The following is a 22,369-nucleotide window of genomic DNA, read 5'->3' as shown; positions in this document are numbered from 1 at the left end:
TCTCAAGGGATATCGGGCGAGGGGGCGGGATGTTCGGGCAGGGGGCGCGGACCGGGACCGGGCGGGGCCTTGCGCGCGCCCCGGAACAGGCCGAGGTAGATCGGCCAGAACGAGGGCGCCGGATCGCCGGCCCGCACCAGGCGCGGCAGGTGGATCCATGGCACGCCGGGCTGGCGGTGATGCGCCAGGTGCAGGTTGTAGTTCAGGAACAGCGCCTGCGTGACCGGCCAGAAGCGCAGGTTCCAGGCGCCCTCGAGCACGTCGCGCGGACTGCCGGCATGGTCGGTATACTGCACCGAGGACCAGTTGATGCCGAAAGCCCAGTAGCAGGCGAGCCAGGAAACAGGGGACAGGTCCAGCAGCCAGAACAGCCCGGCCTGGACGGCCAGCGTGAACACGCCTTCCAGCCAGACGCGGCCGATCGGTGCCCGGCCGATATCGGCAACGAAGGGCTCGAACCCCCACCATCGCGCGGGCCCCTGCCGGAAGGCTTTCGACCGGAACGCCCGGGGCCAGGCGAGGTAGACCAGACCCGCCAGCGGGATGATGACCCAGTAGAATCCGGTCAGCAGGCAATAGATCCAGTAGGTCTTCAGCAGCCAGGACTGGCCGGGAAGGTAGCAGTCGTAGAGTTCCTCGTCGGTGCGATTGCGCCGGTGATGACCCAGATGGCTGATCCGCTGGATCGAGAAGATGGTCGGAAAGAAGGCGGCGAACAGCGGGCCGGCGGCCTCGTTGATGCGGCGATCCGGGTGGAAGCCCCCGTGCACCGCCTCGTGATGCAGCGCGAAGACGGTGTTGTTGGTGAAGGAAAAGCCGATCGCGCATGCGGCCGTGATCCACCACGCCGGCGCATGCGCTGCCAGCCACAACAGCGCCAGGTTGGCCAGGATCGCGGCCGCGGCAATGGCGAGGTTGGCCCGCGCCGGGATCGGGTAGGCCGCGACGCTCATGCCGTCTCCCCGGAAGACCGCGGCCAGACGGCAAAGGGCGCGACACGGCGCCCGGCCGGCAGGAGGGCGCCGCCGCGCAGGCGCGCGCCTGGCCCCAGGCCCGATTCGCCCCCCATGATGGCGTCCGCTTCCACCACGGGCGCGGCCACGACCACCTGCCATCGCCCGGCGTCGTCGCGCAGGGCCATGTGACCGGCGATCCTGGCCTGCGCGCCGAGCAGGGCGCCGCGGCCGACCCGGACGAGGTGGCGGTCGGTGATGACGACGCCGGGGCCGACCAGCGCGAAGGGGCTCACCGATCCGCCCCAGAGCCGGATCCACAGCGGGTAAAGCCCGGGGACCAGCCGCAATGCTTCATCGAGCACCGGCAGGCGGTTGAAGATCATCTGCAATTGCGTCATCGCCCACCAGGCACGGTAACCGCGCTCGCCCATGCCGAACGTGCCCTCCGGCCGGCCGAGCGCGGCGATGACCAGCCGCCCGGCCAGCGGCGGCGAGAGGTAGAGCCAGGCGATGAAACAGCCGGTCCGGCCCACCCGGCTTTCCGCCAGGAGGCCGGCCACGGCCAGCCCGGCCAGGATCAGACCCAGCGGCAGGAAGTTCAGCGCCAGCGAAAAGCCGTCCGGCTTTTCCGGCCTGGCCTCAGCCCGCCCGGCGGTCATAGCCCACCATGGTCTTCGAAAGCCCGTCCAGTTCCGCCGTCGCGTCGAAGACGCCGAAGGTCACCGGCATGATCTGGCGGTTGAACAGGCTCTCCTGGAACGCTCGGTCATGCCTGAGCGCCAGCACGGCGCGGATCATCTCCTCTTCGCGATCCTGCAGTTCCGGCATGTCGCGCACCAGTTGCCGGATCACCTTGATGCCGGACCCGCCGCGCGTCGGCGTCACCACGCCGGTCAGCATGCGGGTGAAGATGGCCGCGTTCAGCCGCCGCCGCGCCGCCGATTGCGATCCGATGCACAGGTCCACCAGCATGCCGTCGATCTGCACGTGGCGGGCCTCGTCCTTCATGTGCTGGATATGCACCTCGCAAAAGCCGGGATCGAGGTCGCCCAGCGTCTCCGTCTGCCGGCTTTTCATCATGTCCTTCGCCAGCGCCATGGAGGATTCCTCGATCGCCATCACGTACCACAGCGAGAAGGCGAGGCGGCTGGCCAGCAGGCCGGCCACGCCGAACAGCGTCCGCGTTGCCAGCGGCAGGACGGAGAACAGGCGGTCCCGGCCTTCCGGGTAGAGATCCGGCCGGCAGGCGCGGTTGAGCGCCGCGAAATTGCGGTAGTGCAGGCCTTCCTCTGCGATCATGGTGCGGATGGCCGTCACCAGGTCGCCGTCCCCCCGCACCGCCGGGTGCCGGGTCAGCGGTTCCAGCAGCCGGTCGACGAGGTCCGCCTCCAGCATCATGATGTATTCGTTGAGCCGGCAGGCGAACAACTGGTTGTAACGCAGCCGGTGTTCGAAATGCAGCGAGGCGTAGACCGGGGTGAAATAGAGCTGCGTGTAGTGCTCCGGCACGAACGGCCGCCGCACGTCCACCGCCGGCGACAGGCTTTCGGGCGTGCGGCGTTCCGGGTCGGCGGCCAGCCGGTTGATCGTTTCGGGTGGAAGCCAGCGTTTCATGGCGCCTTGGCCTCCCTTGAAACGGGAGTCAGTCCGCTGTGGCCGTGGCGCAGGAAGGACGCGGCGACATAGCAGGCCGAGGGCAGGATCGCGGTCGCTGCGACCATGGCCGCTCCGGCCAGAAAGGCCGTGCCCCAGCCGCCGCCGGCCAGCAGCATCGGTTCGGCGAGCTTGAGGCCGGCGCCGTAGATCAGGCCGAACAGGCCGAAGAACCAGATCACGTAGTCGCCGGCGATCGCCCAGGCCGACGCACTTTCGGCCGCCGGCTGGTTGTAGACTTCCAGCACGCCGTGGCGGATGGCGAGCGCGTCGTAGATCCAGTTGACGGCCAGCAGTACCGCGCCGGCTGCAAGCCCCGTCTGCCATGCGGCCGCCGGGTCGGCACCGGCAAGGGGCGAACCGGCCAGCGGCAGCACGATCAGCGCCGTCGCAGAGCCGAAGACGAAACCGTGCTGCGGCCGGAACCGTCCGAGCTTCAGCCGCGCGTTGAAGGCCCACATGCCGAGCACGTTGGTGCCGATGCCCGGCACGAGATAGGCATGGATGACGGGCACGCCCACTGCCAGCGCCGCCAGCGGCGCGTTGCCGCCGTAGTGGCGCCACCACAGCCAGGCCGCCAGCGGGGTGAGCAGGGCCGGACCGAGATACTGGTAGAGCGAGAAGAACCGTCTCATGGTGCCCGATGCCCGAAATGGCCGAACACCATGCCGTGTTTCTTGAACACCTCGCGCCGGAAGACCGGCGTGAACTGCCAGAAGGCCTTCATGCGCCGTAGCGTGCGCATGTTGGTCTTCATGTCGGAAAAGCGCCACAGCATGGAGGGAATGCGGTTGAATTCCTTGCGCGCCTCGTAGCAGGCCTCGGTCAGCGCGTCGGGGCTCATCTGGCGCGGCACGAAGGCCGCGGCATTGAACCGGTATTGCGGGTGCAGCCACCAGTGCCCGTCGTAGAGCAGCCGCCCCTCCCGCTTCAGCCGGTCGTAGAGCGGGGTGTTGGGATAGGGCATCAGGATGTTGAAGGCGGCGAAGGTGAAGCGGTTCTCCAGCGCGAAATCCATCGTCGCGCGCACGCTGTCCAGCGTGTCGTGGTCATAGCCCAGCGTGAAGGCCGCCCAGGTCTGGAAGCCATGGTCCCGCAGCACCCGGATCTGCGTCTCGTAGGTGTCGAACTTGCCGATGTTCGGCGCCTTGCGCGCTTCGCGGATGCTGGCCCGCGTGATCGATTCGAACCCCATGATGTGGCCGAGGCAGCCCGACCGCGCCATCAGGTCCATCAGTTCCCGGTCGCCGGTCACGTCGAGCGAGGCCTGGCTGACCCAGTTGATCCGCATCGGGATCAGCGCGTGGCACAATTCCTTGAGCGCATTTCGGTCCGAGGCGATGTTGTCGTCGACAAAGAAGACCAGCTTGCGCTTCTGACTCTCGATCTCCTGCAGCGTCTCGTCGATGCGGCGGATGAAGTGCTGGCGGTCGAAATAGCGTGTCACCGCGCAGAAATCGCAGACGAAGCGGCAGCCGCGCGTGAACTGCATCAGGCTCACCGGCAGGTAGCCCTTGCCCTCGTAGATGTCGCGCCTGGTCATCACGCCGGTCTGCGGCAGGCCGGGCGGCCCCTGGTAGCGCGGCTTGAGCGCGCCGCGCCGCGCATCCTCGATGACCGTGGCCCAGACCTGCTCGGCGTCGCCGATGAAGATCGAATCGGCATGGGCGGCGCATTCGTCCGGCACGAAGGTCGGCTGGAAGCCGCCAAGGATCACCGGCACGCCGCGCCGGCGGTATTCCGCCGCGATCTCGTAGGAGCGCCGCGCCGTGTAGGTTTCCACCGTGATGGCCACCAGGTCGGTGGCCTCGTGATAGGGGATCGGCTCGCAGCGGTCGTCGTACATCACCACGTCGACGTCGCCCGGCGTCAGTGCCGCCAGGACCCCGAGGTTGAGCGGCTCCATGCGCGCCTCGTCCACGTAGAGGCTGTGTTCGGGCCGCCCGATGGTCGGCTTGATGAGCGTCAGCCTCATGCGGTCGCCTCCTTGCCGCGCGGCCGGGCCGGGCTTGCCGGCGCCTCGGCCAGTCCGCGGGCCTGCTTGCGGGCGATTTCGCGCCGCGAGATGAGATTGGCCAGCAGCATCAGGCCGATGCGCCGGGGATGACGCCAGGACCGCGCCCCGCGCGCCGCCCGCGACAGGACCGAGCGCCAGGCATAGAAGCGCCGCCGCGCCGTCATCGGCCCGTCGCGCAGTTCCGCTGTCGTCATGTTCTTCGGCAGGAAGATCGCATCGCCGTAGGCATAGGCCGGGTCGATCCACCAGTCCGGGCGCAGCAGGCCGCCCTCGGCTTTCAACCGGTCGTACAGCCCGGTCCCGGGCATGGGCGTCAGCGGGTTGAAGTTGGCGATCGCCATGCCGGTGCGCCGGGCGAAATCGGCCGCCTCGCCAAAGGCCTCCGGCCGGTCGTGGTCGTAGCCGAAGACGAAGGTGCCGTAGATCATGATGCCGCGCCGGGTCAGCCGCGCGATCACGTCCTCGTAGGAGCCGGCGACCCTGTTCCAGTTCTTGCGCATCTGCTTCAGGTTGGCCGGGTCGAGCGATTCGAAACCGATCAGCACCAGCGCGCAGCCGGCCGCCGCCATCCGGTCCATCAGGTCGTCGTCGCGTGCCATGTCGATGGTGATCTGGCACGACCACATCCGCTTCAGCGGCGACAGCGCGTCCATCAGTTCCAGGAACCGGTCGCGCCGCCAGTAGAGATTGTCGTCGACGAAGAAGATCATCCGGTGCGCGGGCAGGGCGGCGATCTCGGCGGCGATCTCGCCGGCCGGGCGCATCATCCGTGCCGTGCCGTAGAAGGCATGGATGGAACAGAAATCGCAGGCGAACCGGCAGCCGCGCCCGGCCTGCACCAGTTCGACCGGGGCATAGCGGCGCTGGCCGAAGATCGAGCGGTCGAGCGCGAAGGCGCGATCCGGCGACAGCCCCATGCCGCCATCGTAGCGCGGTTTCAGCCGGCCCGCGGCGGCATCCTGCAGAACCGTCTCCCACACGCCTTCCGCGTCGCCGGTGACCACAGCGTCGGCATGGGCCAGCGCCTCGTCCGGCACCATGGACGGGTGGTGCCCGCCGACCACCACCGGCACGCCGCGCGCCCGGTAATGATCGGCGATCTGCCAGGCCCGCCGGGCCGTGAAGGTTTCCACGGTGATCGCCACGAGGTCGGTCTCCACCGGCACGAAGTCCTCCACCCGCTCGTCGATCATCGTCGTCGCGATTTCCGCCGGCGTGAGAGCCCGCAGGATGGCGAACACCAGCGGCGTCATGGCGTCGCCGGACCGGCCCTGTCCCATGCGCGGACGCACGAAGGTGATGTGGCGGATCGTCATAGCAGCGCCGCCTCCGGCTGCGCCGGCCGTCCGTCGAGGGCGGGGGCGGGCTGGTCCGGCCAGTGAACGGTATGCAGCACCGTGCGATAGGCGATCGCGCGGCGCCTGCGCTTCAGCGCGTCGGCCATCGGGTTGGCCGCAGCCAGCCCGATGAAGCCGCTGTCGAAGCCACGATCCCCGGCCTGGCCGAGCGCCGCGTCCACCAGCGCCAGGAACAGGTCACAATGCCCCTCGGCGACCGCGCAATGGCTGAGCGCCACCTGGTTGAGGCGCGATCCCGCGGGCGGCAGGCCCGGCAGGCCGGTGACCGGGGCCGCCAGGTTCCACAGCGGCCGGAGCATGGAAAGCCCTCGCGGATAGCCGCGAAGCACGGTCTGGCGCCGCGATGACTGGTCCCAGGCGGCGATGCAGCCGGTCAGCCGGGCGCCATCTCCGGCGACCAGGAAATGCTCCGCTTTCAGCCCGTGGTCTGAAAGCGAGGCGAGCGCCGAGGCGCTCCATGCGGGGGCGAACTGGAACCGGGCGTTTTCGCGGTTCAGCAGCGCCGCGATGGCCGGCAGGTCGGCGGCGCTGGCCTGGCGGATGGCCGCGAGCGGGCGTTGCCGCCGGGCGCGCAGGACGAAGGTCACGTAGTCGCCCGCCGGCCTGTAGGCGGGAAGTCCGGCAAGCCCGCGGGTCAGAAGCCGCAGCGCTGCCGTGTTGTCCGCCGCGATCGAGGTCAGCGCGAAGGGCAGGTCACCGGGCTGCTCGCCAAGCCGGCGCACCGCCTCGAAACCGTCGCGGAGGATGCGGACGCGGTGGCGGAAGCCGGGCGCCACCCGCAGCGCGCCGAGATAGGGCAGGGCGGCAGGCGCACCGTTGACGAAGGCGGTCCGGACGCTGCGCTCGCAAAGGCCGACCAGCCGGCCGCTGGCAACCTCCTCGCCGAGCACCATCACGTGATGCGAGGACAGGCCGAAATCGCCGGCCAGCGGGTCCGGCGCCCGTTCCAGCGTCAGTGCGAAACCGCCGCCCATCGGCGTGGCCCCAAGCAGCGCGTTGATCGCCCCGGCGTCGGCCTCGCCGGCCGCCCGCGACCGGTAGCGCGGCGAGGGTGCCGCGCTCAGGCCGCCTGAAGGAACTGGCCCTGCCATGCCGGGTCTCCCAGTGGAAAACGGTCGCGCTTGTCGAGTTCGCTCCTGTGCATGGCGTTGATCGGCAGGAAGGCCCGCAGCATCATCGAATCCGCCCGGTTCACCGGGTCGACGAGGCGCCGGGCGATCGAGGGCCAGGAATAGAAATGCCGCCGCGCGTCCAGGCAGCCGCGCCGGATGTCGTCGGGCGCCGCGCCGTCCGGACGGAACGGCAGGTCGTTGTAGCGATAGGCGGGGTCCAGCCACCAGGCCTCGTGCAGCAGCCGGCCTTCCGTTTCCAGCCGCTTGTAGAGCGGCGTGCCGGGAAACGGCGTCAGGTGGTTGAAGGCGGCGATGTAGAAACGGTGCTCGATGGCGAACTCGGCGGCTTCCAGGAACATCTCCGGCCGGTAGGCGCCGTAGCCGAAGACGAAGGTGCCGTAGACGCGGATGCCATGCCGGCGAAGGTTGGCCAGCGCCACGGAAAATCCGCCCTTCATCGTGTTGAAGGTCTTGCGCATCGAGCGCAGCACGCCGGCGTCCAGGCTCTCGAAGCCGATCAGCACGCCCACGCAGCCGGCCTTCTTAAGCCGCGCCAGGAAGGCCTCGTCATGGGCGGCATTGATGCTCATCTGCGTCACCCAGCGCAGGTTCAGCGGCGCGATGGCGTCGGCCAGTTGCCCGGCGAAGTCCATGTCGGCGGCGAAATTGTCGTCGACGAAGAAGTGGAACCGCGCCGACCGGTCGCTTGGATCGAGGTCGGCGAGAATGTCGCCGATCGGACGGTGGCGGGCCGTGCGCTCGAAAAAGGTCTGGATGGCGCAGAATTCGCAGGGGAAGCGGCAGCCGCGCGACGTTTCCACCAGCCGCACCGGCAGGTAGCGCTTGCCGGTAAACAGCCGCCGGTCATAGCGGATCAGGCCCATGTCGGGCTGGGCGTCGGACCGGTAGAACTTCTGCAGCCGGCCGTGGCGTGCATCGTCGATCACCTGCGGCCAGGTCAGCTCCGCCTCGCCGGTCACCACCGCCTCGGCGTGACAGGCCACCTCGTCGGGTGCCAGCGTGGCATGGAACCCGCCCATGACCACCGCCACCCCGCGGCGGCGGAACTCGCTGGCGATCTGGTAGGCGCGGCGCGCGGTGTAGGTTTCCACCGGGATGGCGACAAGATCGGTCGGCCGGTCGTAATCGATGGCTTCCATCCGGTCGTCGTAGAAGGCGGTCTCCACGTCGCCGGGCGTCACCCCGGCCAGCAGCGCGATCGGCAGGGGCTCCATCTGCCAGGAGCGCATGTAGTTGGTGCCCGGTTTGCGCCCGATGGAGGGATGGACGAAGGTGATCCGCATCATGCCGCCTCCGCCAGGTGCGGCCAGTCGCAGGTGTAATGCGTGTGCAGGTGGTGCGCGTAGAACCGGTAGCCGAGGTTGGCGATCAGCGCGAGCGGCATCTGCGAGCGGGCGCGAAGCACCCGCCGGCCGACCGCTGTCCAGGAATAGACCTGCCGCCACGCCGCCTCGTGGCCGGTCTCCAGTTCCCGCACGCTCATGCCTTTCGGCTGGAACACGGCGTGCTGCCCGTCGTAGAGTTCCCAGTTGCGCGTCAGGATGCGCCCCTCCTGCTCGAAGCGCCGGTAGAGCGGCGTGCCGGGGAAGGGTGTCAGCATGGAGAAACGCGGCAGGTCGATGCCCGTGTCGAGCACGAAATCCGCCGTCTCGCGGAAGGTGGCGGTCGTGTCGTTGTCATTGCCGAAGACGAAACAGCCCTGGATGGAAATCCCGAGCCGGTGAAGGTCGTCGATCAGCGCGGCATAGAGGTCCGGCGTGTTGAACCCCTTGCGAACGGATTTCAGTCCGTCCGGGGAAATGGATTCGAAGCCGATCAGCAGGCCGGTGCAGCCGCTGCGCGCCATCAGGTCCATCAGGTCCGGGTCGCGGCCGATGAGCGAGGTGGCCAGCCCGAACCAGCGCACGTTGAGCGGGATCAGCGCGGTGAAGAGTTCCCGCGCATAGGTCTTGTCGGACACCAGGTTGAGGTCGATGAAGAGGATGCGGCGGCTGCCGACGCGGCGGATGTCCTCCACCACGTGATCCACCGGCTTCTGGAACTGCCTGCGGCCCCAGGCCGCCGGCGAGACGCAGAAGTCGCACCCGTGCGCGCAGGCCCGCGTCGCCTCGAACACTGCCTGCGTCAGGAACTTGCGCCGGTCGAACAGGTCGCGGCGGGCGAAGGGCAGGTTGGCAAGCCGGAAATCGGGCGCCTGGTCGTAGCGCGGTTTCATCCGCCCGGCCGCGAAGTCCCGCAGCAGTTGCGGCCAGGTTTCCTCGGCATAGCCCGTCACGATCGCGTCGGCATGGCCCTGCGCTTCCTCCGGCATCAGCGTGACATGCGGCCCGCCGAGGACCACGGTCAGGCCACGGGCGCGAAGGCGGGCGGAAAGCGCGTAGGCGCGCGGCGCCGACCCGGTGATCACCGTCATGCCAACGATATCGGCATCGAGGTCCTCGGGCACGTCGCCGATGCCCTCGTCGATCATCACGAAGTCGGGATCCAGCTCCGGCGGCACGAGCGCCGCCAGCGTCGTCAGCGTCAGCGGCTGATAGCGCAGCGACTTGCCGAATATCCCGCCCCGGTGCCGGTAGAGCGGACCTTTGGGCGAGACCAGGGCGATTTTCATCGGGCCACCATGCGTGAGGTCATGCGGGATGGTACGGGCACCGGCCGGACCCGGCAAGCGCGCATCCGGCCTCGCGGGCCGCTCGGGCCAAAACAGGTGTGGATTGTCAGGTCGCGGCAGGCCGCAGCAGCGCCGGCTTGATGTCGCCGAGACGCTGGCCCGCGGCGATCCGGTCCGCGGTCTCGCGAGCCCGCGCGCCGCGATCGCTGACGAGCGCGAGCGGGCCGAGCTGGCCCAGCCGGCGGGCATGGGCATATTGCGGATTGGCCAGCAGCCCGGCCTCCACCGATGCCGCAAGCCGGGCATCGGCCGGACCGTCGATGCGCAGGGCATAGTGCGGACGAGGCATGGTCCGGGCAATCAGGACCGCGCCGACCGGCAGCGTGTCCAGCACCTGCGCGACGAAAGCCTCGTCCAGCTTCTCGCCGACCATGTCGCTGACCATGCCGGCACGGCCGATGAAGGCCAGACGTTCCCGCATTCCGGCCTTGGCGACGCAGCGGACCCGGTCGCCGATGTCGTAGCGGTAGAGCCCGCCGGCTGTCGTCAGGAGGACGTCGTAGGCGTCGCCCTCGCGCAATCCCCCGGCAAGGTGCAGGTCGCCTGCGGAATCGCGGAATTCCAGAACCGTGCTGGTGAGCGCCGGCACCGCGCCCGGACCGTCGCCGAAGGGCAGCGTGATGGCGGCTTCCGTCGCCATCAGGCCCTTGGGCTGGATCGTGGCCTGCGGGCACAGGGCGGCAAGCCGGCGCGCGAAGGCCGATGACGCCCCGTCGGCCCAGCACGAGATCACGGCAAGCTTCGGCCACAGCGCCACCGGATCGGCCGTGCTGCCGGAAAGCGCGGCCTCCAGCCGCCGCCGCGCCGGCGGCGAAAGCGCCGCCGCCAGGGGTTCCGCATGGGCCGGGATCGCCTCGATCAGGTCGAGAAGGAAGGTCGGGCTCCATACCGAAACGAAGGAAAGATAAGCAGTTTCTAATAGTTGGCGGAGCGTCTTCAGCCGCCACGTCTCCACGTCCGGGATCAGCCCGGTCTCCGGCGAAACGGCGAGCAGGCTGGCGAACGCCGGGGCGAGATCGGCGCCGAGATAGGCCGCGTCGCTCTCCAGCCCGACCGGGATGCCGCCCGGCGTGCGTTCGGGCACCCGCGTCGCCGGGCTGATCGCGGCATAGATCCGGCCGCCCGTCGCTGCAGGGTGGCGGGCCGCAAGGTCATGCAGCCAGGGCAGGACCGCGGCGCGAAAGCCGGCCAGCGCCGGTTCGGTGTAGGGAACCAGCTTGCCGCCGGAGGCCGTGCCGCCGGTCCGCTCGAAGGCGATGACGGGATCGGACACGAGGCGGTTATCCGCGCCGCCGGCCATGGCGTCGATGTCGGCGCGCAGGTCCTCGTACCCGCAGACCGGCACGGCCTTGCGATAGGCGTCGATGCGGTCGATGCCGGCAAACCCGTGCCGGCGCCCGAACATGCTGCCGGCATTGCGGGCCAGGATTTCCGCAAGCAGCGCCTGCTGGGCTTCTGCCGGAGCGTCGAGCGCTGCGTCAAGGCGCCGGGCAGGGGCCGCGGCGGCGGCGGTCAGGATGGCCCAGCCGCGCATGGCCTCATGCCTTTCAGGAACTGGCGCTGCGTCAGCGGTTTCATGTTGGAGGCGTCCAGCGCGCACAGGCAGACCAGTTCGTCGCCCCGCGCATAGCCCGGATTGCGCGCGATGAAGAAGCGCACATCCGGCCGCGCCAGTTCGCGGGCCGACAGGTGCGCCCATTCCGGCGCCAGGCGGCCGCGCGATTGCGGGTAGGACAGCACCCCGCGCCCGGCGTCATAGGCATCCCCGAACAGGCGCCTTGCCGCCATGTCGCGAATGGCGTCGAGGTCGGGGCAGGCCCGCCCGCGCCAGTCCGGCGTGAAGGCCAGACCGAAGGCATCGAGGTAGCGATAGGTGCGATAGCCCTTGGAAATCAGCAGCCAGTAGAGCGGAACGTCCGGTGCTTCCGCCCGGATCCGTCCCGTTTCGCGCAGCCAGGCGAAGGCGAAGGTCTGCGATCCCCAGTGCGGCCGGTCGATGATCGTGTCGCCTGAAAAGACGATGCGCACCGGCTGCCCCTTCCAGTCCATGGCGTGAACGGCGATCGTCGAGAACCCGGCCAGCCCGCCGGCACCGTCCTCCACCAGGATCACCCGGTCCTTGGCGGCCAGGTCGGCGCAGAACCGCTCGAATGGCGCGTCGTCGTAGTAACGGGCGAACAGCGCGTGCATGGCCCGCCGTTTCTCCTCGTCCAGCGCCCGCACGGGGCATGTCTCGGCCTTCAGCTGCAATCGGGGTCCCTGCCGGTTTGAACGAGTCATGGCACGCCATCGACCTTAGCAGATCGCGGCCGCCGTGCGGGTGTCCAAAAACATCGCCGGCAATGGCTGGACCGGCGCGTCGAGGCCTGTCTTTTCTGTTGCTTTCCGGGTCCCTGCCGTGACATCGGCGGCGGACCGCGCTAGAGGGAGGCCGCTGCTGGCGGACCGGTGCCAGGGCCACGCACGAGAGGCATTTCATGAAAGCCATCGCCGACCGCCTGCACAGGATCACGCTCGGATTGTGCCTGGCGCTGTTCGCGGTCATGTTCGTCGGCCAGATCGTCATCGTTCTTCTGCGCTACGTTATGGGCATCGGCTTCCTGGAGTTGCAGGATGCCGTCATCTATGCCTTTGCCTGCCTTGTCGTGCTGACGATCCCGCTTGCCATGCGCCTCGACCGCCATGTCCGGGTCGATGTGCTGCGCGAATACCAGTCGCCGCGCGCACGCTGGCTCACCGACAAGGCCGGGCATCTCCTGTTCACCCTGCCGGTCTTCGGGCTGATCGCCGTCGATGCCTGGCCGCTGGTCGCCTCGTCCTGGGCCATCCGCGAGGGATCGCTGGAAACCGGCGGCCTGCCGGGGCTCTTCCTGGTCAAGTCGGCCGTGCTGGTCATGTGCGGCCTGGTGCTGATCGTCGCCCTGGCCGACCTGGCCGCGGGGAGGGACGATGACGCAGGTTGAGATCGAGACCGTCTGGGTCGTCATTCTCGGGATTTCGCTGCTCGCCGGCATTCTCTCCGGTCTGCCGGTGATCTTCGTCATCGCCGGCGTGCCGACGGTCATCGGCTTCATCGCCCACGCCTTCGGTCATTTCGACCTGTCCTATTTCCAGGCCGTGCCGCAACGCATCTTCGGCGTCATGGAAAACCGGCTGCTGATCGCCGTGCCGCTCTTCGTCATGATGGGCGTGCTGCTCGAACGTTCGCGCCAGGCCGAGCGCATGCTCGACAACATCAACCGGCTTTTCGGCGGCAGCCGCACGGCGCTGGCGCTCTCCGTGCTCTTCGTCTCCACGCTGATCGCCGCCTCCACCGGCATCATCGGCGCCACCATCGTGGCGCTGGGCACGATCAGCCTGCCGAGCCTGCTGCGCTCGGGCGTCGACGACCGCACCGCCAGCGGCCTCATCTGCGCCAGCGGGACGCTTGGCCAGATCATTCCGCCGTCCATCGTGCTGATCCTGCTCGGCGACCAGGTCTCCAACGCCTATATCGAGGCCCAGCAGATCGTCGGCAACTTCGCCCCCGATTCGGTCACCATCGGCGACCTCTTTGCCGGCGCCCTGCTGCCGGGCCTGCTTCTCGTCGGTCTCTATGCCGCCTATGCCGTGTTCCGCCTGCGCGGGTCGGCGCCGGTCGAGGGCGTCGAGCGGCCGGTGGACCGGGCGGAAATGATGGAAGCGCTGCGCGGCATCCTGCCGAGCCTGCTGCTGATCTTCGCCGTGCTGGGGTCCATCCTGTTCGGCATCGCCACGCCGACCGAGGCCGCCGGCGTTGGCGTCGCCGGCACGATCCTGATTGCCGCCGCCCAGGTCTCGCCGGCCATGGGCCGCACGGCCGCAGCCACCGGCGTGCTCGCCATCGCGCTCGTCGCGGCCAGCATCGCCGGCCTGCTGAAGGTCGATTTCTCCACCGGGCACCTGGCGCTGACCGCCCGCACGATGACCACCGTGAGCCTGCTCGCCATTCTCGGGGCGGCCCTGTTGTGGCACGCGGGAGCGCTGGTTCGCACCCGGGTTCTCGTCCCTGCCGTCACCGAGACCCTGCTGGTCTCGGGCATGATCTTCGGCATCATCATCGCCGCCAGCATCCTGTCGCTGGTCTTCCGCGGCTTCCGTGGCGACGAACTGGTGGCCGACCTGCTCAACAGCGTTCCGGGCGGCCCTTACGGCATGCTGGCGGCCACCATGCTGGTCATCTTCCTGCTCGGTTTCATCCTGGAGTTCGTCGAGATCATCTTCATCGTCGTGCCGATCGTCGGGCCGGTGATCCTGCAGGCCGACATCAGCCCGGTCTGGTTCGCCATCCTGATCGCCCTGAACCTGCAGACGTCCTTCCTCACGCCGCCCTTCGGTTTCGCGCTCTTCTACTTCCGTTCGGTCGCCCCGCCGCATATCCGCACCGTGACGATCTACCGCGCCATAATTCCGTTTGTCATCATACAGTTGATCGCCATACTGTGTCTCGCGCTGGTCCCGGCGCTGGCAACCTGGCTGCCGGATCTGCTTTTCTGATTCATCCCGCCTCGAAGCGGGTCCCTGTTCCAAGAAGGAGGAACCGATGAAACGCCGCGAATTTCTGAAGACCGCCGCGATCGCCGCGCCGGTCGCAACGCTGGCCGCCCCGGCCATCGCCCAGGGCAAGATCGAGTGGAAGATGCCGACCTCGTTCCCGGCCAAGGCGCCGGGCGTCGGCACCAATGCCACGACCTTTGCCAGGCGCGTCGCCGACATGTCGGACGGCCAGCTGACGCTGAAGGTCTTTTCCGGCGGCGAACTGGTGCCGCCCTTCGGCGTCGAGGACGCCGTGCAGCAGGGGACGGCCGAGATCGGCCATTCGACGCCCTATTATGCCGCCTCGAAGAACACCGCGCTGCATTTCTTCTCCGCCGTGCCCTTCGGACTGACGGCGGTGGAGACCACCGCTTGGCTGCGCCACGGCGGCGGCCAGGACCTGTGGAACGAGATCTACGCCGAGCGCGGCCTCGTTCCGCTCTACTGCGGCAATTCCGGTATCCAGGCGGCCGGCTGGTTCAAGAACCCGGTTACAAAGGTCGAGGACCTCTCCGGTCTCAACATGCGCATCGCCGGTCTCGGCGGCGAAGCCATGCGCAAGGTCGGCGTCAATGCCGTGCTCCTGCCGCCGCCGGAAATCTTCTCCGCCTTCCAGTCCGGCGCCATCGACGCGGCTGAATGGGTCGGCCCCATGCTCGACCAGGCCTTCGGTCTCCAGAAGGTGGCCAAGTACTGCTACGTGCCCGCCTTCCACGAGCCGTCCGCCGGCCTCGAGATCGTCGTCAACAAGGAGGCCTGGGACGGTCTGCCCAGGCATCTCCAGGCCATCATCACCAACGCCGCCGATGCTGCCAACACCGAGACGCTCGCCCAGTTCGACTACTTCAACGCGCTGGCCATGAAGCAGCTCGAAGACGGCGGCGTGGAATTCGCCTCCTTCCCGGATGATGTCGTGGCCGCGCTGCGCAAGGCCTCCGACGAGGTCATGACCGAGAATGCCGACGCCAACCCGGCCTTCAAAAAGGTCATGGACAGCTACAACGCCTTCCTCGACCTGGCCCGTCCCTATGGCATGAAGGTCAAGGCGCCGGTCTTCTCCCAGCGCATGTGACCCGTCGGGGCAGGGCACTCACGCACTGACTCGAAATCTTGGAAACCCCGCGCAGGCCCTTGTCCGCGCGGGGTTTTTCATGGGCGCCAAAGCTTCGCGTGCCGGAAGGATGTAAAACGCTCTCCGCGCCCGTGCCGGCATGGCCGGCAAGGCCTTTGCGCGGCTCATCGCCGTCCGTCTGACAAGGACGGGCCGCAGGGCAGCCGGGAAAAGCCCGAGGTCGGAAACGGGACGATCGTGCCGAACGGATCGGGGTCCCGCACATGGACTCCATGCGATGACGCGCAGGCCCCGTCCGGCCCCGTGCCGGCCGCACGAGAAGCCGGCCATGGGTCGCGATCGCGCGAAGCGGGCGAATTGTGGTTCGGCGACAATCTTTTCCGGGTTTATAACCATTGTTGCTCTTGCGTCCGGCACACCGCTGGGCTAACCCTCGCCGCGTTGCAACAACCGTCGCGGCAACACCCGGTCTGCCTCCAGGCGCTCCATCGCGCCCGTGCTTCACGAGAGGCATGATCCACGGATCGCCGCCGGCAAGAAAGCAAGGTCATGAACGATCTCCTGAGCTCATACCTGCCGATCATCATCTTCCTGGGACTCTGTCTTGTCATTGGTCTGGCGCTGATGCTGGCGCCTTTCATCCTGGCCTACAAGAATCCGGATCCGGCGAAGCTTTCGGCCTATGAATGCGGCTTCGATGCCTTTGACGATGCGCGCATGAAGTTCGATGTGCGTTTCTACCTGGTCTCCATCCTTTTCATCATCTTCGATCTCGAGGTGGCCTTTCTCTTCCCCTGGGCCGTATCCTTCGGTGCCATCGGCTGGTTCGGCTTCTGGTCGATGATGGTGTTCCTGGGCATCCTGACCATCGGCTTTGTCTATGAATGGAAAAAGGGAGCGCTGGAATGGGACTGACCGATAGCAAGACCACGCTCATCGCGCCCCAGCCGAAGGGAATCATCGACCCCAATACCGGCAAGCCGATCGGGGCGGACGACGCCTTTTTTGGCGGCATCAACGAGGAACTGTCCGACAAGGGCTTCATCGTCACCTCGACCGATGCCCTGGTGACCTGGGCGCGCACCGGCTCGCTGATGTGGATGACCTTCGGCCTCGCCTGCTGCGCGGTGGAGCTGATGCAGGTCTCCATGCCGCGCTATGACGTCGAGCGCTTCGGTACGGCGCCGCGCGCCAGCCCTCGCCAGTCCGACGTGATGATCGTCGCCGGCACGCTGACCAACAAGATGGCGCCGGCCATGCGCAAGGTCTATGACCAGATGCCCGAGCCGCGCTACGTCATCTCCATGGGCTCCTGCGCCAATGGCGGCGGCTACTACCACTATTCCTATTCGGTGGTTCGCGGGTGCGACCGGGTCGTGCCGGTCGATATCTACGTGCCGGGCTGTCCGCCCACCGCCGAGGCGCTTCTCTACGGCATCCTGTTGCTGCAGAAGAAGATCCGCCGCACAGGTACCATCGAACGCTGAGAGGACGGATCCGGCCATGAACGAAGAGGCTCTGAAGGATCTAGCGGCCTATATCACCGAGAAGCTGGACGGCCAGATCACCGATGCGACCGTCGCCTATGGCGAGCTGACGCTCGAGGCGGAGGCCGGCGACATCGTCAACGTGCTGACCTTCCTGCGCGACGACGTGCAGTGCCAGTTCGTCTCCTTCATCGATGTCTGCGGCGCCGACTATCCGTCGCGTGCCCGCCGCTTCGACGTCGTCTACCACCTCCTGTCGCCGCGCCAGAACATGCGCGTGCGCATCAAGGTGCAGGCCGACGAGGACATGACGGTTCCTTCCATCGCCGGCATCTTCCCGGGCGCGGAGTGGTTCGAGCGCGAGACCTACGACATGTACGGCGTGCTCTTCGCCGGCCATCCGGACCTGCGCCGCATCCTGACCGATTACGGCTTCGAGGGGCATCCGCTGCGCAAGGACTTCCCGCTGACCGGCTATTGGGAAGTGCGCTACGATGACGAGGTCAAGCGCGTGGTCTACGAGCCTGTGGAACTGAAGCAGGAATTCCGCAATTTCGATTTCCTGTCGCCCTGGGAAGGCACCGACTACGTGCTGCCCGGCGACGAGAAGGCGAAGGGGTGAGGGCGGTCAGATGACGGAACACAACGTCCGCAATTTCAACATCAACTTCGGCCCGCAGCATCCGGCGGCCCACGGCGTGCTGCGCCTCGTCCTGGAACTGGACGGCGAGGTGGTTGAGCGCGCCGATCCGCATATCGGCCTGCTGCACCGCGGCACCGAGAAGCTGATGGAGTACAAGACCTATCTCCAGGCCGTGCCCTATCTCGACCGCCTCGACTACGTGGCGCCGATGAACCAGGAGCATGCCTTCGCGCTGGCCGTGGAGCGGCTGGTGGGGGTCGAGATCCCGAAGCGCGGCCAGCTGATCCGCGTGCTCTACGCCGAGATCGGCCGCATCCTCAACCACCTCATGAACGTGACGACGCAGGCGCTCGACGTCGGCGCGCTCACGCCGCCGCTCTGGGGCTTCGAGGAACGCGAGAAGCTGATGGTCTTCTACGAGCGCGCCTCCGGCTCGCGCATGCACGCGGCCTATTTCCGGCCGGGCGGCGTCCACCAGGACATCCCCGACCAGCTTGTCGAGGATATCGGCAAATGGTGCGACCCGTTCATGCAGACGCTGCAGGACCTGCATGGCCTGCTGACCGAGAACCGCATCTTCAAGCAGCGCAACGTCGATATCGGCGTGGTCACGCTTGAGCAGGCCTGGGAGCGCGGCTTCTCCGGCGTCATGGTGCGCGGTTCGGGCGCGGCCTGGGACCTGCGCCGCTCGCAGCCCTACGAGTGCTACGATGAACTCGATTTCGAGATTCCCGTCGGCAAGCACGGCGACTGCTACGACCGCTACCTGATCCGCATGGAGGAAATGGCGCAGTCGGTGAAGATCATGCGCCAGTGCGTCGACCGCCTGCTGGGCGCCGAGCGCAAAGGGCCCGTGTCGGCCACCGACGGCAAGATCGTGCCGCCCAAGCGCGGCGAGATGAAGCGGTCGATGGAAGCGCTCATTCACCACTTCAAGCTCTACACCGAGGGCTACAAGGTTCCCGAGGGCGAGGTCTACGCCGCCGTCGAGGCGCCGAAGGGCGAGTTCGGCGTCTATCTCGTCTCCGATGGCACCAACCGGCCCTATCGCGTGCACCTGCGCGCGCCCGGCTTCGCCCATCTGGCGGCCATGGATTTCATCGGCACCAAGCACCTGCTGAGCGACATCCCCGCCCTGATCGGTTCCTTTGACATCGTGTTTGGAGAGGTGGATCGCTGATGTCTGTCCGTCGTCTCGCCGAGGATCACGTCCAGCCCGATAGCTTCGCCTTCAACAAGGCGATGGCGGTCGAGGTGAAGAAGTGGCTCAAGAAATATCCCAAGGGCCGCGAGCAGTCGGCGGTCATTCCGCTGCTCATGCTGGCGCAGGAGCAGGAAGGCTGGGTTTCCAAGGCCGCCATCGAGCATGTCTCCGGCATGCTCGACATGCCCAAGATCCGCGTTCTGGAAGTGGCGACCTTCTACACCCAGTTCCAGCTCAACCCGGTCGGCACAAGGGCCCACATCCAGGTCTGCGGCACCACGCCCTGCATGTTGCGCGGTTCCGAGGAACTCATCAGCGTCTGCAAGAGCAAGATCCATCCCGAGCCCCTCCACACCAATGCCGACGGCTCGCTGTCGTGGGAAGAGGTGGAATGCCAGGGGGCCTGCGTGAACGCGCCGATGGTCGTGATCTTCAAGGATACCTATGAGGACCTGACGCCGGAACGCCTGGAAGAGATCATCGATGCCTTCGAGGCCGGCAAGGGCGACACGATCGAGCCCGGGCCGCAAAACGGCCGCGTCTATTCCGCCGCCATCACCGGCGCCACGACGCTGACCGACGAGGACGCCATCGTCCGCAAGAAGCGCGTCTCGATCTCCAAGGCCAGGCCAAATGGTGGCGACCCGGAAATCGCGCCCTCCAAGGCGGCGAAGCCGAAGACCGATGCGCCGGAGACCGGCGACGCCGTGAACAGCCCGTCGCCGGCGAAGGCGTCGGCGAAATCCGAAGGCGCCACGTCGGCCGAACCGGCGCCGAAGGCCGCGGCCAGCGGCGCGGCGACGCGCGGTGTGACGGAAGCCAGGGATGCCGCGGGCGGTGGCAAGCGCAAGGCCGGCAAGGCCCGCGCAGCATCGACCGCGGGCGACGCGGAGTCGGACGGCACGGATGTCAATGCCACGGTGAAGCTTGCCCGCTCGGCCAAGTCGGTGACGCCGAAGGCAAAGCCGAAGTCCACGGTCGATGAGGGCAACCCGACGATGGCGCTCGCGGCCACGGCGTCCGGCCGTGCCAGGGGCAAGGCCGCGAAGGCAGACGACGAAAAGCCGTCGCTCGATGACAAGAACCGCCCGGCGGCGATCGCGAAGCCGGCTGCGCCGGACGATCTGAAGATGATCTCGGGCGTCGGTCCGAAGATCGAGGGCATCCTCAACGAACTCGGCATCTTCACCTTCGCCCAGGTCGCCTCCTGGAAGAAGGCCGAACGCGAGTGGGTCGACGGCTACCTGCGCTTCAAGGGACGCATCGACCGCGACGACTGGGTCAGGCAGGCCAAGGCGCTGGCCAAGGGTGGCCGCGACGAATACGTCCGCGTCTTCGGCAAAGAGCCGCGGTAAGGGAGAGATGACATGCTGACCGACAAGGATCGCATCTTTACCAACATCTACGGCCAGTTCGACCGGTCGCTGAAGGGCGCCATGATGCGCGGCCACTGGGATGGTACCGCCGACATCGTCGCCAAGGGCCGCGACTGGATCGTCAACGAGATGAAGGCCTCGGGCCTGCGCGGCCGCGGCGGCGCCGGCTTCCCGACCGGCCTGAAGTGGTCCTTCATGCCCAAGGAAGAAGGCCCGCGCCCGCACTATCTCGTCGTCAATGCCGACGAATCGGAGCCGGGCACCTGCAAGGACCGCGAGATCCTGCGCCATGACCCGCACACGCTGGTCGAGGGCTGCCTGATCGCCGGCTTCGCCATGGGCGCGCATACCGCCTACATCTATGTCCGCGGCGAGTTCATGCGCGAGCGCGAGGCGCTGCAGCGCGCCATCGACGAATGCTACGAAGCCGGCCTTCTCGGCAAGAACAACAAATGCGGATGGGACATGGACGTCTTCGTCCACCACGGCGCCGGCGCCTACATCTGCGGCGAGGAAACCGCGCTGCTGGAAAGCCTGGAAGGCAAGAAGGGCCAGCCGCGCCTGAAGCCGCCGTTCCCGGCCAACGTTGGCCTCTATGGCTGCCCGACCACCGTCAACAACGTGGAATCGATCGCCGTCGCGCCGACCATCCTGCGCCGTGGCGCCGGCTGGTTCTCCTCCTTCGGCCGCGAGAACAACAAGGGCACCAAGCTGTTCTGCGTCTCCGGCCACGTCAACACGCCGGCGACCTTCGAGGAAGCCATGTCGGTTCCCTTCAAGGACCTGATCGACAAGCATTGCGGCGGCATTCGCGGCGGCTGGGACAACCTGCTGGCCGTCATCCCGGGCGGATCGTCGGTCCCGCTGGTTCCGGCCGAGCAGATCATCGATGCGCCGATGGATTTCGACGGCCTGCGCGAACTGCGCTCCGGCCTCGGCACGGCGGCGGTGATCGTCATGGACAAGTCCACCGACATCGTGAAAGCGATCGCGCGCCTGTCCTACTTCTACAAGCACGAGAGCTGCGGCCAGTGCACGCCGTGCCGCGAGGGCACCGGCTGGATGTGGCGCGTCATGGAGCGCCTGGTGCGCGGCGAGGCGCACAAGCGCGAGATCGACATGCTGCTCGACGTCACCAAGCAGGTGGAAGGCCACACGATCTGCGCGCTCGGCGATGCCGCGGCCTGGCCGATCCAGGGCCTGGTGCGCCATTTCCGTCCGGAGATCGAGCGGCGCATCGACGAGTTCTCGCGTAACAGCCACCGTGCCGAGCCGGTGATGGTGGCTGCGGAGTAAAAAAGACGTCGCGCCGGAAAATGGCGCGAAGAGGAAACGTGAGGCGAGGGCCAACAGGGAAAGGATCCGATCCATGACATGTTACCCGATGCCGAGTGAAAACCACGCCGGATGGAATCCGGCCGAGACGATGATGAAGACGATGACCGAAGCCATGCGGACCGGACAGTCCATGTCGCCGATGTCGCCCGCCATGCTCATGGCCGGGCCGGCCTTCGGCCTTGGCCTGGCTGCGCAGGGCTGGGGCACCATGCTCGGTCTGATGCAGGGCGTTGCCGCGTCTGCGGGCCGTCTGCCCTCTGTCGATGCCCCGTTCAAGGCGCCCATGCTGTTCTGGAACGAGGACGACGAGGATTCGCAGGCGTTCGGCATGGCGATGGCCACGCCGATGACCTTCCTTGCTGCGGCGACCAAGACGGTCTATGCCGACATGGAACACACCGCCCGCGATGTCCTCGAGGTTGGCGAGCACGTTGCGTCCGATGTGGCCGGTGAGGCCGGTTCGGTTGCCCGGGCGATGGAGACGGTCGGCGGCGGCGCCTCCGCGGCCCTCTCGGCGGCCGGCGGCGAAGCGCAGTCCTCCGTGGACGAACTGATGCCCGAGGACTTCGCCCAGCCCGACGCCATGGAGAAGCCCGCTCAGCCCGACGATCTCAAGATGATCGCCGGCGTCGGGCCGAAGCTCGAGGAAAAGCTCAACGGCCTGGGGGTCTGGACGTTCGCGCAGATCGCCGCCTGGACGCCCGAGGAAGTGGCCTGGGTCGACGACTACCTGGCGTTCAAGGGCCGCATCGCCCGCGACGGCTGGATCGGTCAGGCCGCGGCGCTGGCGCGTGGCGGCCGCGACGAGTACGTGGAAGTGTTCGGCAAGGAGCCGAAATAGGAACAGGGTCGGCCGGGCGGTTCCGCCGCCCGGTTCACCCGGATCAGGGCGGCCGTCTGGTCGCGA

Annotated in this window: 21 protein-coding genes; 10 read left to right on the top strand and 11 right to left on the bottom strand. The window is 67.7% G+C overall.

Annotation, left to right across the window (positions count from 1 at the left end; translation table 11 throughout):
• Positions 1-2: 2 nt before the first annotated feature.
• The 11 genes from CSC94_RS05770 to CSC94_RS24515 all read right to left on the bottom strand — a co-directional run bounded on the left by CSC94_RS05770 (position 3) and on the right by CSC94_RS24515 (position 12,038).
• Complete coding sequence (locus CSC94_RS05770) at positions 3-953, bottom strand: fatty acid desaturase family protein (RefSeq protein WP_165784334.1); 951 nt, start codon at positions 951-953, stop codon at positions 3-5.
• The gene (locus CSC94_RS24525; RefSeq protein ID WP_165784333.1) at positions 950-1,615 is read right to left on the bottom strand and encodes a hypothetical protein; all 666 of its coding nucleotides are present in this window, start codon (positions 1,613-1,615) and stop codon (positions 950-952) included. The genes CSC94_RS05770 and CSC94_RS24525 overlap by 4 nt, the downstream gene beginning before the upstream one ends.
• Entirely contained in the window at positions 1,596-2,570 is a 975-nt protein-coding gene (locus CSC94_RS05765; RefSeq protein ID WP_165784332.1) for a diiron oxygenase, read from the bottom strand. Before CSC94_RS05765 ends, CSC94_RS24525 begins: the two co-directional genes overlap by 20 nt.
• The gene (locus CSC94_RS24520; RefSeq protein ID WP_165784331.1) at positions 2,567-3,244 is read right to left on the bottom strand and encodes a hypothetical protein; all 678 of its coding nucleotides are present in this window, start codon (positions 3,242-3,244) and stop codon (positions 2,567-2,569) included. Before CSC94_RS24520 ends, CSC94_RS05765 begins: the two co-directional genes overlap by 4 nt.
• A complete protein-coding gene (locus CSC94_RS05760; protein WP_099304750.1) occupies positions 3,241-4,584 on the bottom strand; it encodes a B12-binding domain-containing radical SAM protein in 1,344 nt (447 codons plus the stop codon). Before CSC94_RS05760 ends, CSC94_RS24520 begins: the two co-directional genes overlap by 4 nt.
• Positions 4,581-5,942 (bottom strand): B12-binding domain-containing radical SAM protein, encoded by a 1,362-nt coding sequence (locus CSC94_RS05755; protein ID WP_205853237.1) that lies wholly within the window; start codon positions 5,940-5,942, stop codon positions 4,581-4,583. The genes CSC94_RS05760 and CSC94_RS05755 overlap by 4 nt, the downstream gene beginning before the upstream one ends.
• A complete protein-coding gene (locus tag CSC94_RS05750) occupies positions 5,939-7,075 on the bottom strand; it encodes a hypothetical protein (RefSeq protein WP_099304748.1) in 1,137 nt (378 codons plus the stop codon). Before CSC94_RS05750 ends, CSC94_RS05755 begins: the two co-directional genes overlap by 4 nt.
• Entirely contained in the window at positions 7,045-8,403 is a 1,359-nt protein-coding gene (locus tag CSC94_RS05745) for a B12-binding domain-containing radical SAM protein (RefSeq protein ID WP_205853236.1), read from the bottom strand. Before CSC94_RS05745 ends, CSC94_RS05750 begins: the two co-directional genes overlap by 31 nt.
• Positions 8,400-9,728, bottom strand: a complete 1,329-nt coding sequence (locus CSC94_RS05740; RefSeq protein WP_099305266.1) for a B12-binding domain-containing radical SAM protein — start codon at positions 9,726-9,728, stop codon at positions 8,400-8,402. The genes CSC94_RS05745 and CSC94_RS05740 overlap by 4 nt, the downstream gene beginning before the upstream one ends.
• 106 nt (positions 9,729-9,834) lie before the next feature.
• Positions 9,835-11,322, bottom strand: a complete 1,488-nt coding sequence (locus tag CSC94_RS05735; protein WP_165784330.1) for a GH3 family acyl-acid amido synthetase — start codon at positions 11,320-11,322, stop codon at positions 9,835-9,837.
• The gene (locus CSC94_RS24515; protein ID WP_165784329.1) at positions 11,301-12,038 is read right to left on the bottom strand and encodes a hypothetical protein; all 738 of its coding nucleotides are present in this window, start codon (positions 12,036-12,038) and stop codon (positions 11,301-11,303) included. The genes CSC94_RS05735 and CSC94_RS24515 overlap by 22 nt, the downstream gene beginning before the upstream one ends.
• Positions 12,039-12,265: 227 nt before the next feature.
• On the opposite strand from CSC94_RS24515, the gene CSC94_RS05730 reads away from it, so the two are divergent.
• From CSC94_RS05730 to CSC94_RS24840, 10 genes are all read left to right on the top strand, one after another.
• On the top strand, positions 12,266-12,751 hold the full coding sequence (locus tag CSC94_RS05730; protein ID WP_205853235.1) for a TRAP transporter small permease subunit: 486 nt from the start codon (positions 12,266-12,268) through the stop codon (positions 12,749-12,751).
• Entirely contained in the window at positions 12,738-14,303 is a 1,566-nt protein-coding gene (locus CSC94_RS05725; protein WP_099304744.1) for a TRAP transporter large permease, read from the top strand. The genes CSC94_RS05730 and CSC94_RS05725 overlap by 14 nt, the downstream gene beginning before the upstream one ends.
• Before the next feature lie 46 nt (positions 14,304-14,349).
• Positions 14,350-15,414 (top strand): TRAP transporter substrate-binding protein, encoded by a 1,065-nt coding sequence (locus tag CSC94_RS05720; RefSeq protein ID WP_099304742.1) that lies wholly within the window; start codon positions 14,350-14,352, stop codon positions 15,412-15,414.
• Positions 15,415-15,963: 549 nt separating this feature from the next.
• Positions 15,964-16,329 carry an NADH-quinone oxidoreductase subunit A gene (locus CSC94_RS05715; protein ID WP_099304740.1) on the top strand — a complete coding sequence of 122 codons (366 nt, stop codon included), beginning with the start codon at positions 15,964-15,966 and terminating at the stop codon, positions 16,327-16,329.
• Positions 16,320-16,901, top strand: coding sequence for a NuoB/complex I 20 kDa subunit family protein (locus CSC94_RS05710; RefSeq protein ID WP_099304738.1), 582 nt, complete (start codon positions 16,320-16,322; stop codon positions 16,899-16,901). The genes CSC94_RS05715 and CSC94_RS05710 overlap by 10 nt, the downstream gene beginning before the upstream one ends.
• Before the next feature lie 16 nt (positions 16,902-16,917).
• Positions 16,918-17,523, top strand: coding sequence for an NADH-quinone oxidoreductase subunit C (locus CSC94_RS05705; protein ID WP_099304736.1), 606 nt, complete (start codon positions 16,918-16,920; stop codon positions 17,521-17,523).
• 10 nt (positions 17,524-17,533) lie between these two features.
• Positions 17,534-18,724: an NADH-quinone oxidoreductase subunit D gene (locus tag CSC94_RS05700; RefSeq protein ID WP_099304734.1), complete on the top strand. Its 1,191-nt coding sequence runs from the start codon at positions 17,534-17,536 to the stop codon at positions 18,722-18,724.
• Positions 18,724-20,103: an NADH-quinone oxidoreductase subunit NuoE gene (gene nuoE / locus CSC94_RS05695; protein WP_099304732.1), complete on the top strand. Its 1,380-nt coding sequence runs from the start codon at positions 18,724-18,726 to the stop codon at positions 20,101-20,103. The genes CSC94_RS05700 and nuoE overlap by 1 nt, the downstream gene beginning before the upstream one ends.
• A 12-nt stretch (positions 20,104-20,115) precedes the next feature.
• Entirely contained in the window at positions 20,116-21,420 is a 1,305-nt protein-coding gene (gene nuoF, locus CSC94_RS05690) for an NADH-quinone oxidoreductase subunit NuoF (protein ID WP_099304730.1), read from the top strand.
• 88 nt (positions 21,421-21,508) lie between these two features.
• Positions 21,509-22,303 (top strand): NADH-quinone oxidoreductase subunit E, encoded by a 795-nt coding sequence (locus tag CSC94_RS24840; protein WP_205853234.1) that lies wholly within the window; start codon positions 21,509-21,511, stop codon positions 22,301-22,303.
• Positions 22,304-22,369: the final 66 nt, after the last annotated feature.

The organism is Zhengella mangrovi, from assembly GCF_002727065.1.
Lineage (GTDB): Bacteria > Pseudomonadota > Alphaproteobacteria > Rhizobiales > Rhizobiaceae > Zhengella > Zhengella mangrovi.
This window is presented reverse-complemented; position numbering and strand designations above follow the sequence as displayed.

Bases quoted from the DNA above. Each gene is read 5' to 3' on its own strand.
- CSC94_RS05770 (WP_165784334.1), bottom strand. From the start codon at position 953: ATGAGCGTCGCGGCCTACCCGATCCCGGCGCGGGCCAACCTCGCCATT.
- CSC94_RS24525 (WP_165784333.1), bottom strand. From the start codon at position 1,615: ATGACCGCCGGGCGGGCTGAGGCCAGGCCGGAAAAGCCGGACGGCTTT.
- CSC94_RS05765 (WP_165784332.1), bottom strand. From the start codon at position 2,570: ATGAAACGCTGGCTTCCACCCGAAACGATCAACCGGCTGGCCGCCGAC.
- CSC94_RS24520 (WP_165784331.1), bottom strand. From the start codon at position 3,244: ATGAGACGGTTCTTCTCGCTCTACCAGTATCTCGGTCCGGCCCTGCTC.
- CSC94_RS05760 (WP_099304750.1), bottom strand. From the start codon at position 4,584: ATGAGGCTGACGCTCATCAAGCCGACCATCGGGCGGCCCGAACACAGC.
- CSC94_RS05755 (WP_205853237.1), bottom strand. From the start codon at position 5,942: ATGACGATCCGCCACATCACCTTCGTGCGTCCGCGCATGGGACAGGGC.
- CSC94_RS05750 (WP_099304748.1), bottom strand. From the start codon at position 7,075: ATGGCAGGGCCAGTTCCTTCAGGCGGCCTGAGCGCGGCACCCTCGCCG.
- CSC94_RS05745 (WP_205853236.1), bottom strand. From the start codon at position 8,403: ATGATGCGGATCACCTTCGTCCATCCCTCCATCGGGCGCAAACCGGGC.
- CSC94_RS05740 (WP_099305266.1), bottom strand. From the start codon at position 9,728: ATGAAAATCGCCCTGGTCTCGCCCAAAGGTCCGCTCTACCGGCACCGG.
- CSC94_RS05735 (WP_165784330.1), bottom strand. From the start codon at position 11,322: ATGCGCGGCTGGGCCATCCTGACCGCCGCCGCCGCGGCCCCTGCCCGG.
- CSC94_RS05730 (WP_205853235.1), top strand. From the start codon at position 12,266: ATGAAAGCCATCGCCGACCGCCTGCACAGGATCACGCTCGGATTGTGC.
- CSC94_RS05725 (WP_099304744.1), top strand. From the start codon at position 12,738: ATGACGCAGGTTGAGATCGAGACCGTCTGGGTCGTCATTCTCGGGATT.
- CSC94_RS05720 (WP_099304742.1), top strand. From the start codon at position 14,350: ATGAAACGCCGCGAATTTCTGAAGACCGCCGCGATCGCCGCGCCGGTC.
- CSC94_RS05715 (WP_099304740.1), top strand. From the start codon at position 15,964: ATGAACGATCTCCTGAGCTCATACCTGCCGATCATCATCTTCCTGGGA.
- CSC94_RS05710 (WP_099304738.1), top strand. From the start codon at position 16,320: ATGGGACTGACCGATAGCAAGACCACGCTCATCGCGCCCCAGCCGAAG.
- CSC94_RS05705 (WP_099304736.1), top strand. From the start codon at position 16,918: ATGAACGAAGAGGCTCTGAAGGATCTAGCGGCCTATATCACCGAGAAG.
- CSC94_RS05700 (WP_099304734.1), top strand. From the start codon at position 17,534: ATGACGGAACACAACGTCCGCAATTTCAACATCAACTTCGGCCCGCAG.
- nuoE (WP_099304732.1), top strand. From the start codon at position 18,724: ATGTCTGTCCGTCGTCTCGCCGAGGATCACGTCCAGCCCGATAGCTTC.
- nuoF (WP_099304730.1), top strand. From the start codon at position 20,116: ATGCTGACCGACAAGGATCGCATCTTTACCAACATCTACGGCCAGTTC.
- CSC94_RS24840 (WP_205853234.1), top strand. From the start codon at position 21,509: ATGCCGAGTGAAAACCACGCCGGATGGAATCCGGCCGAGACGATGATG.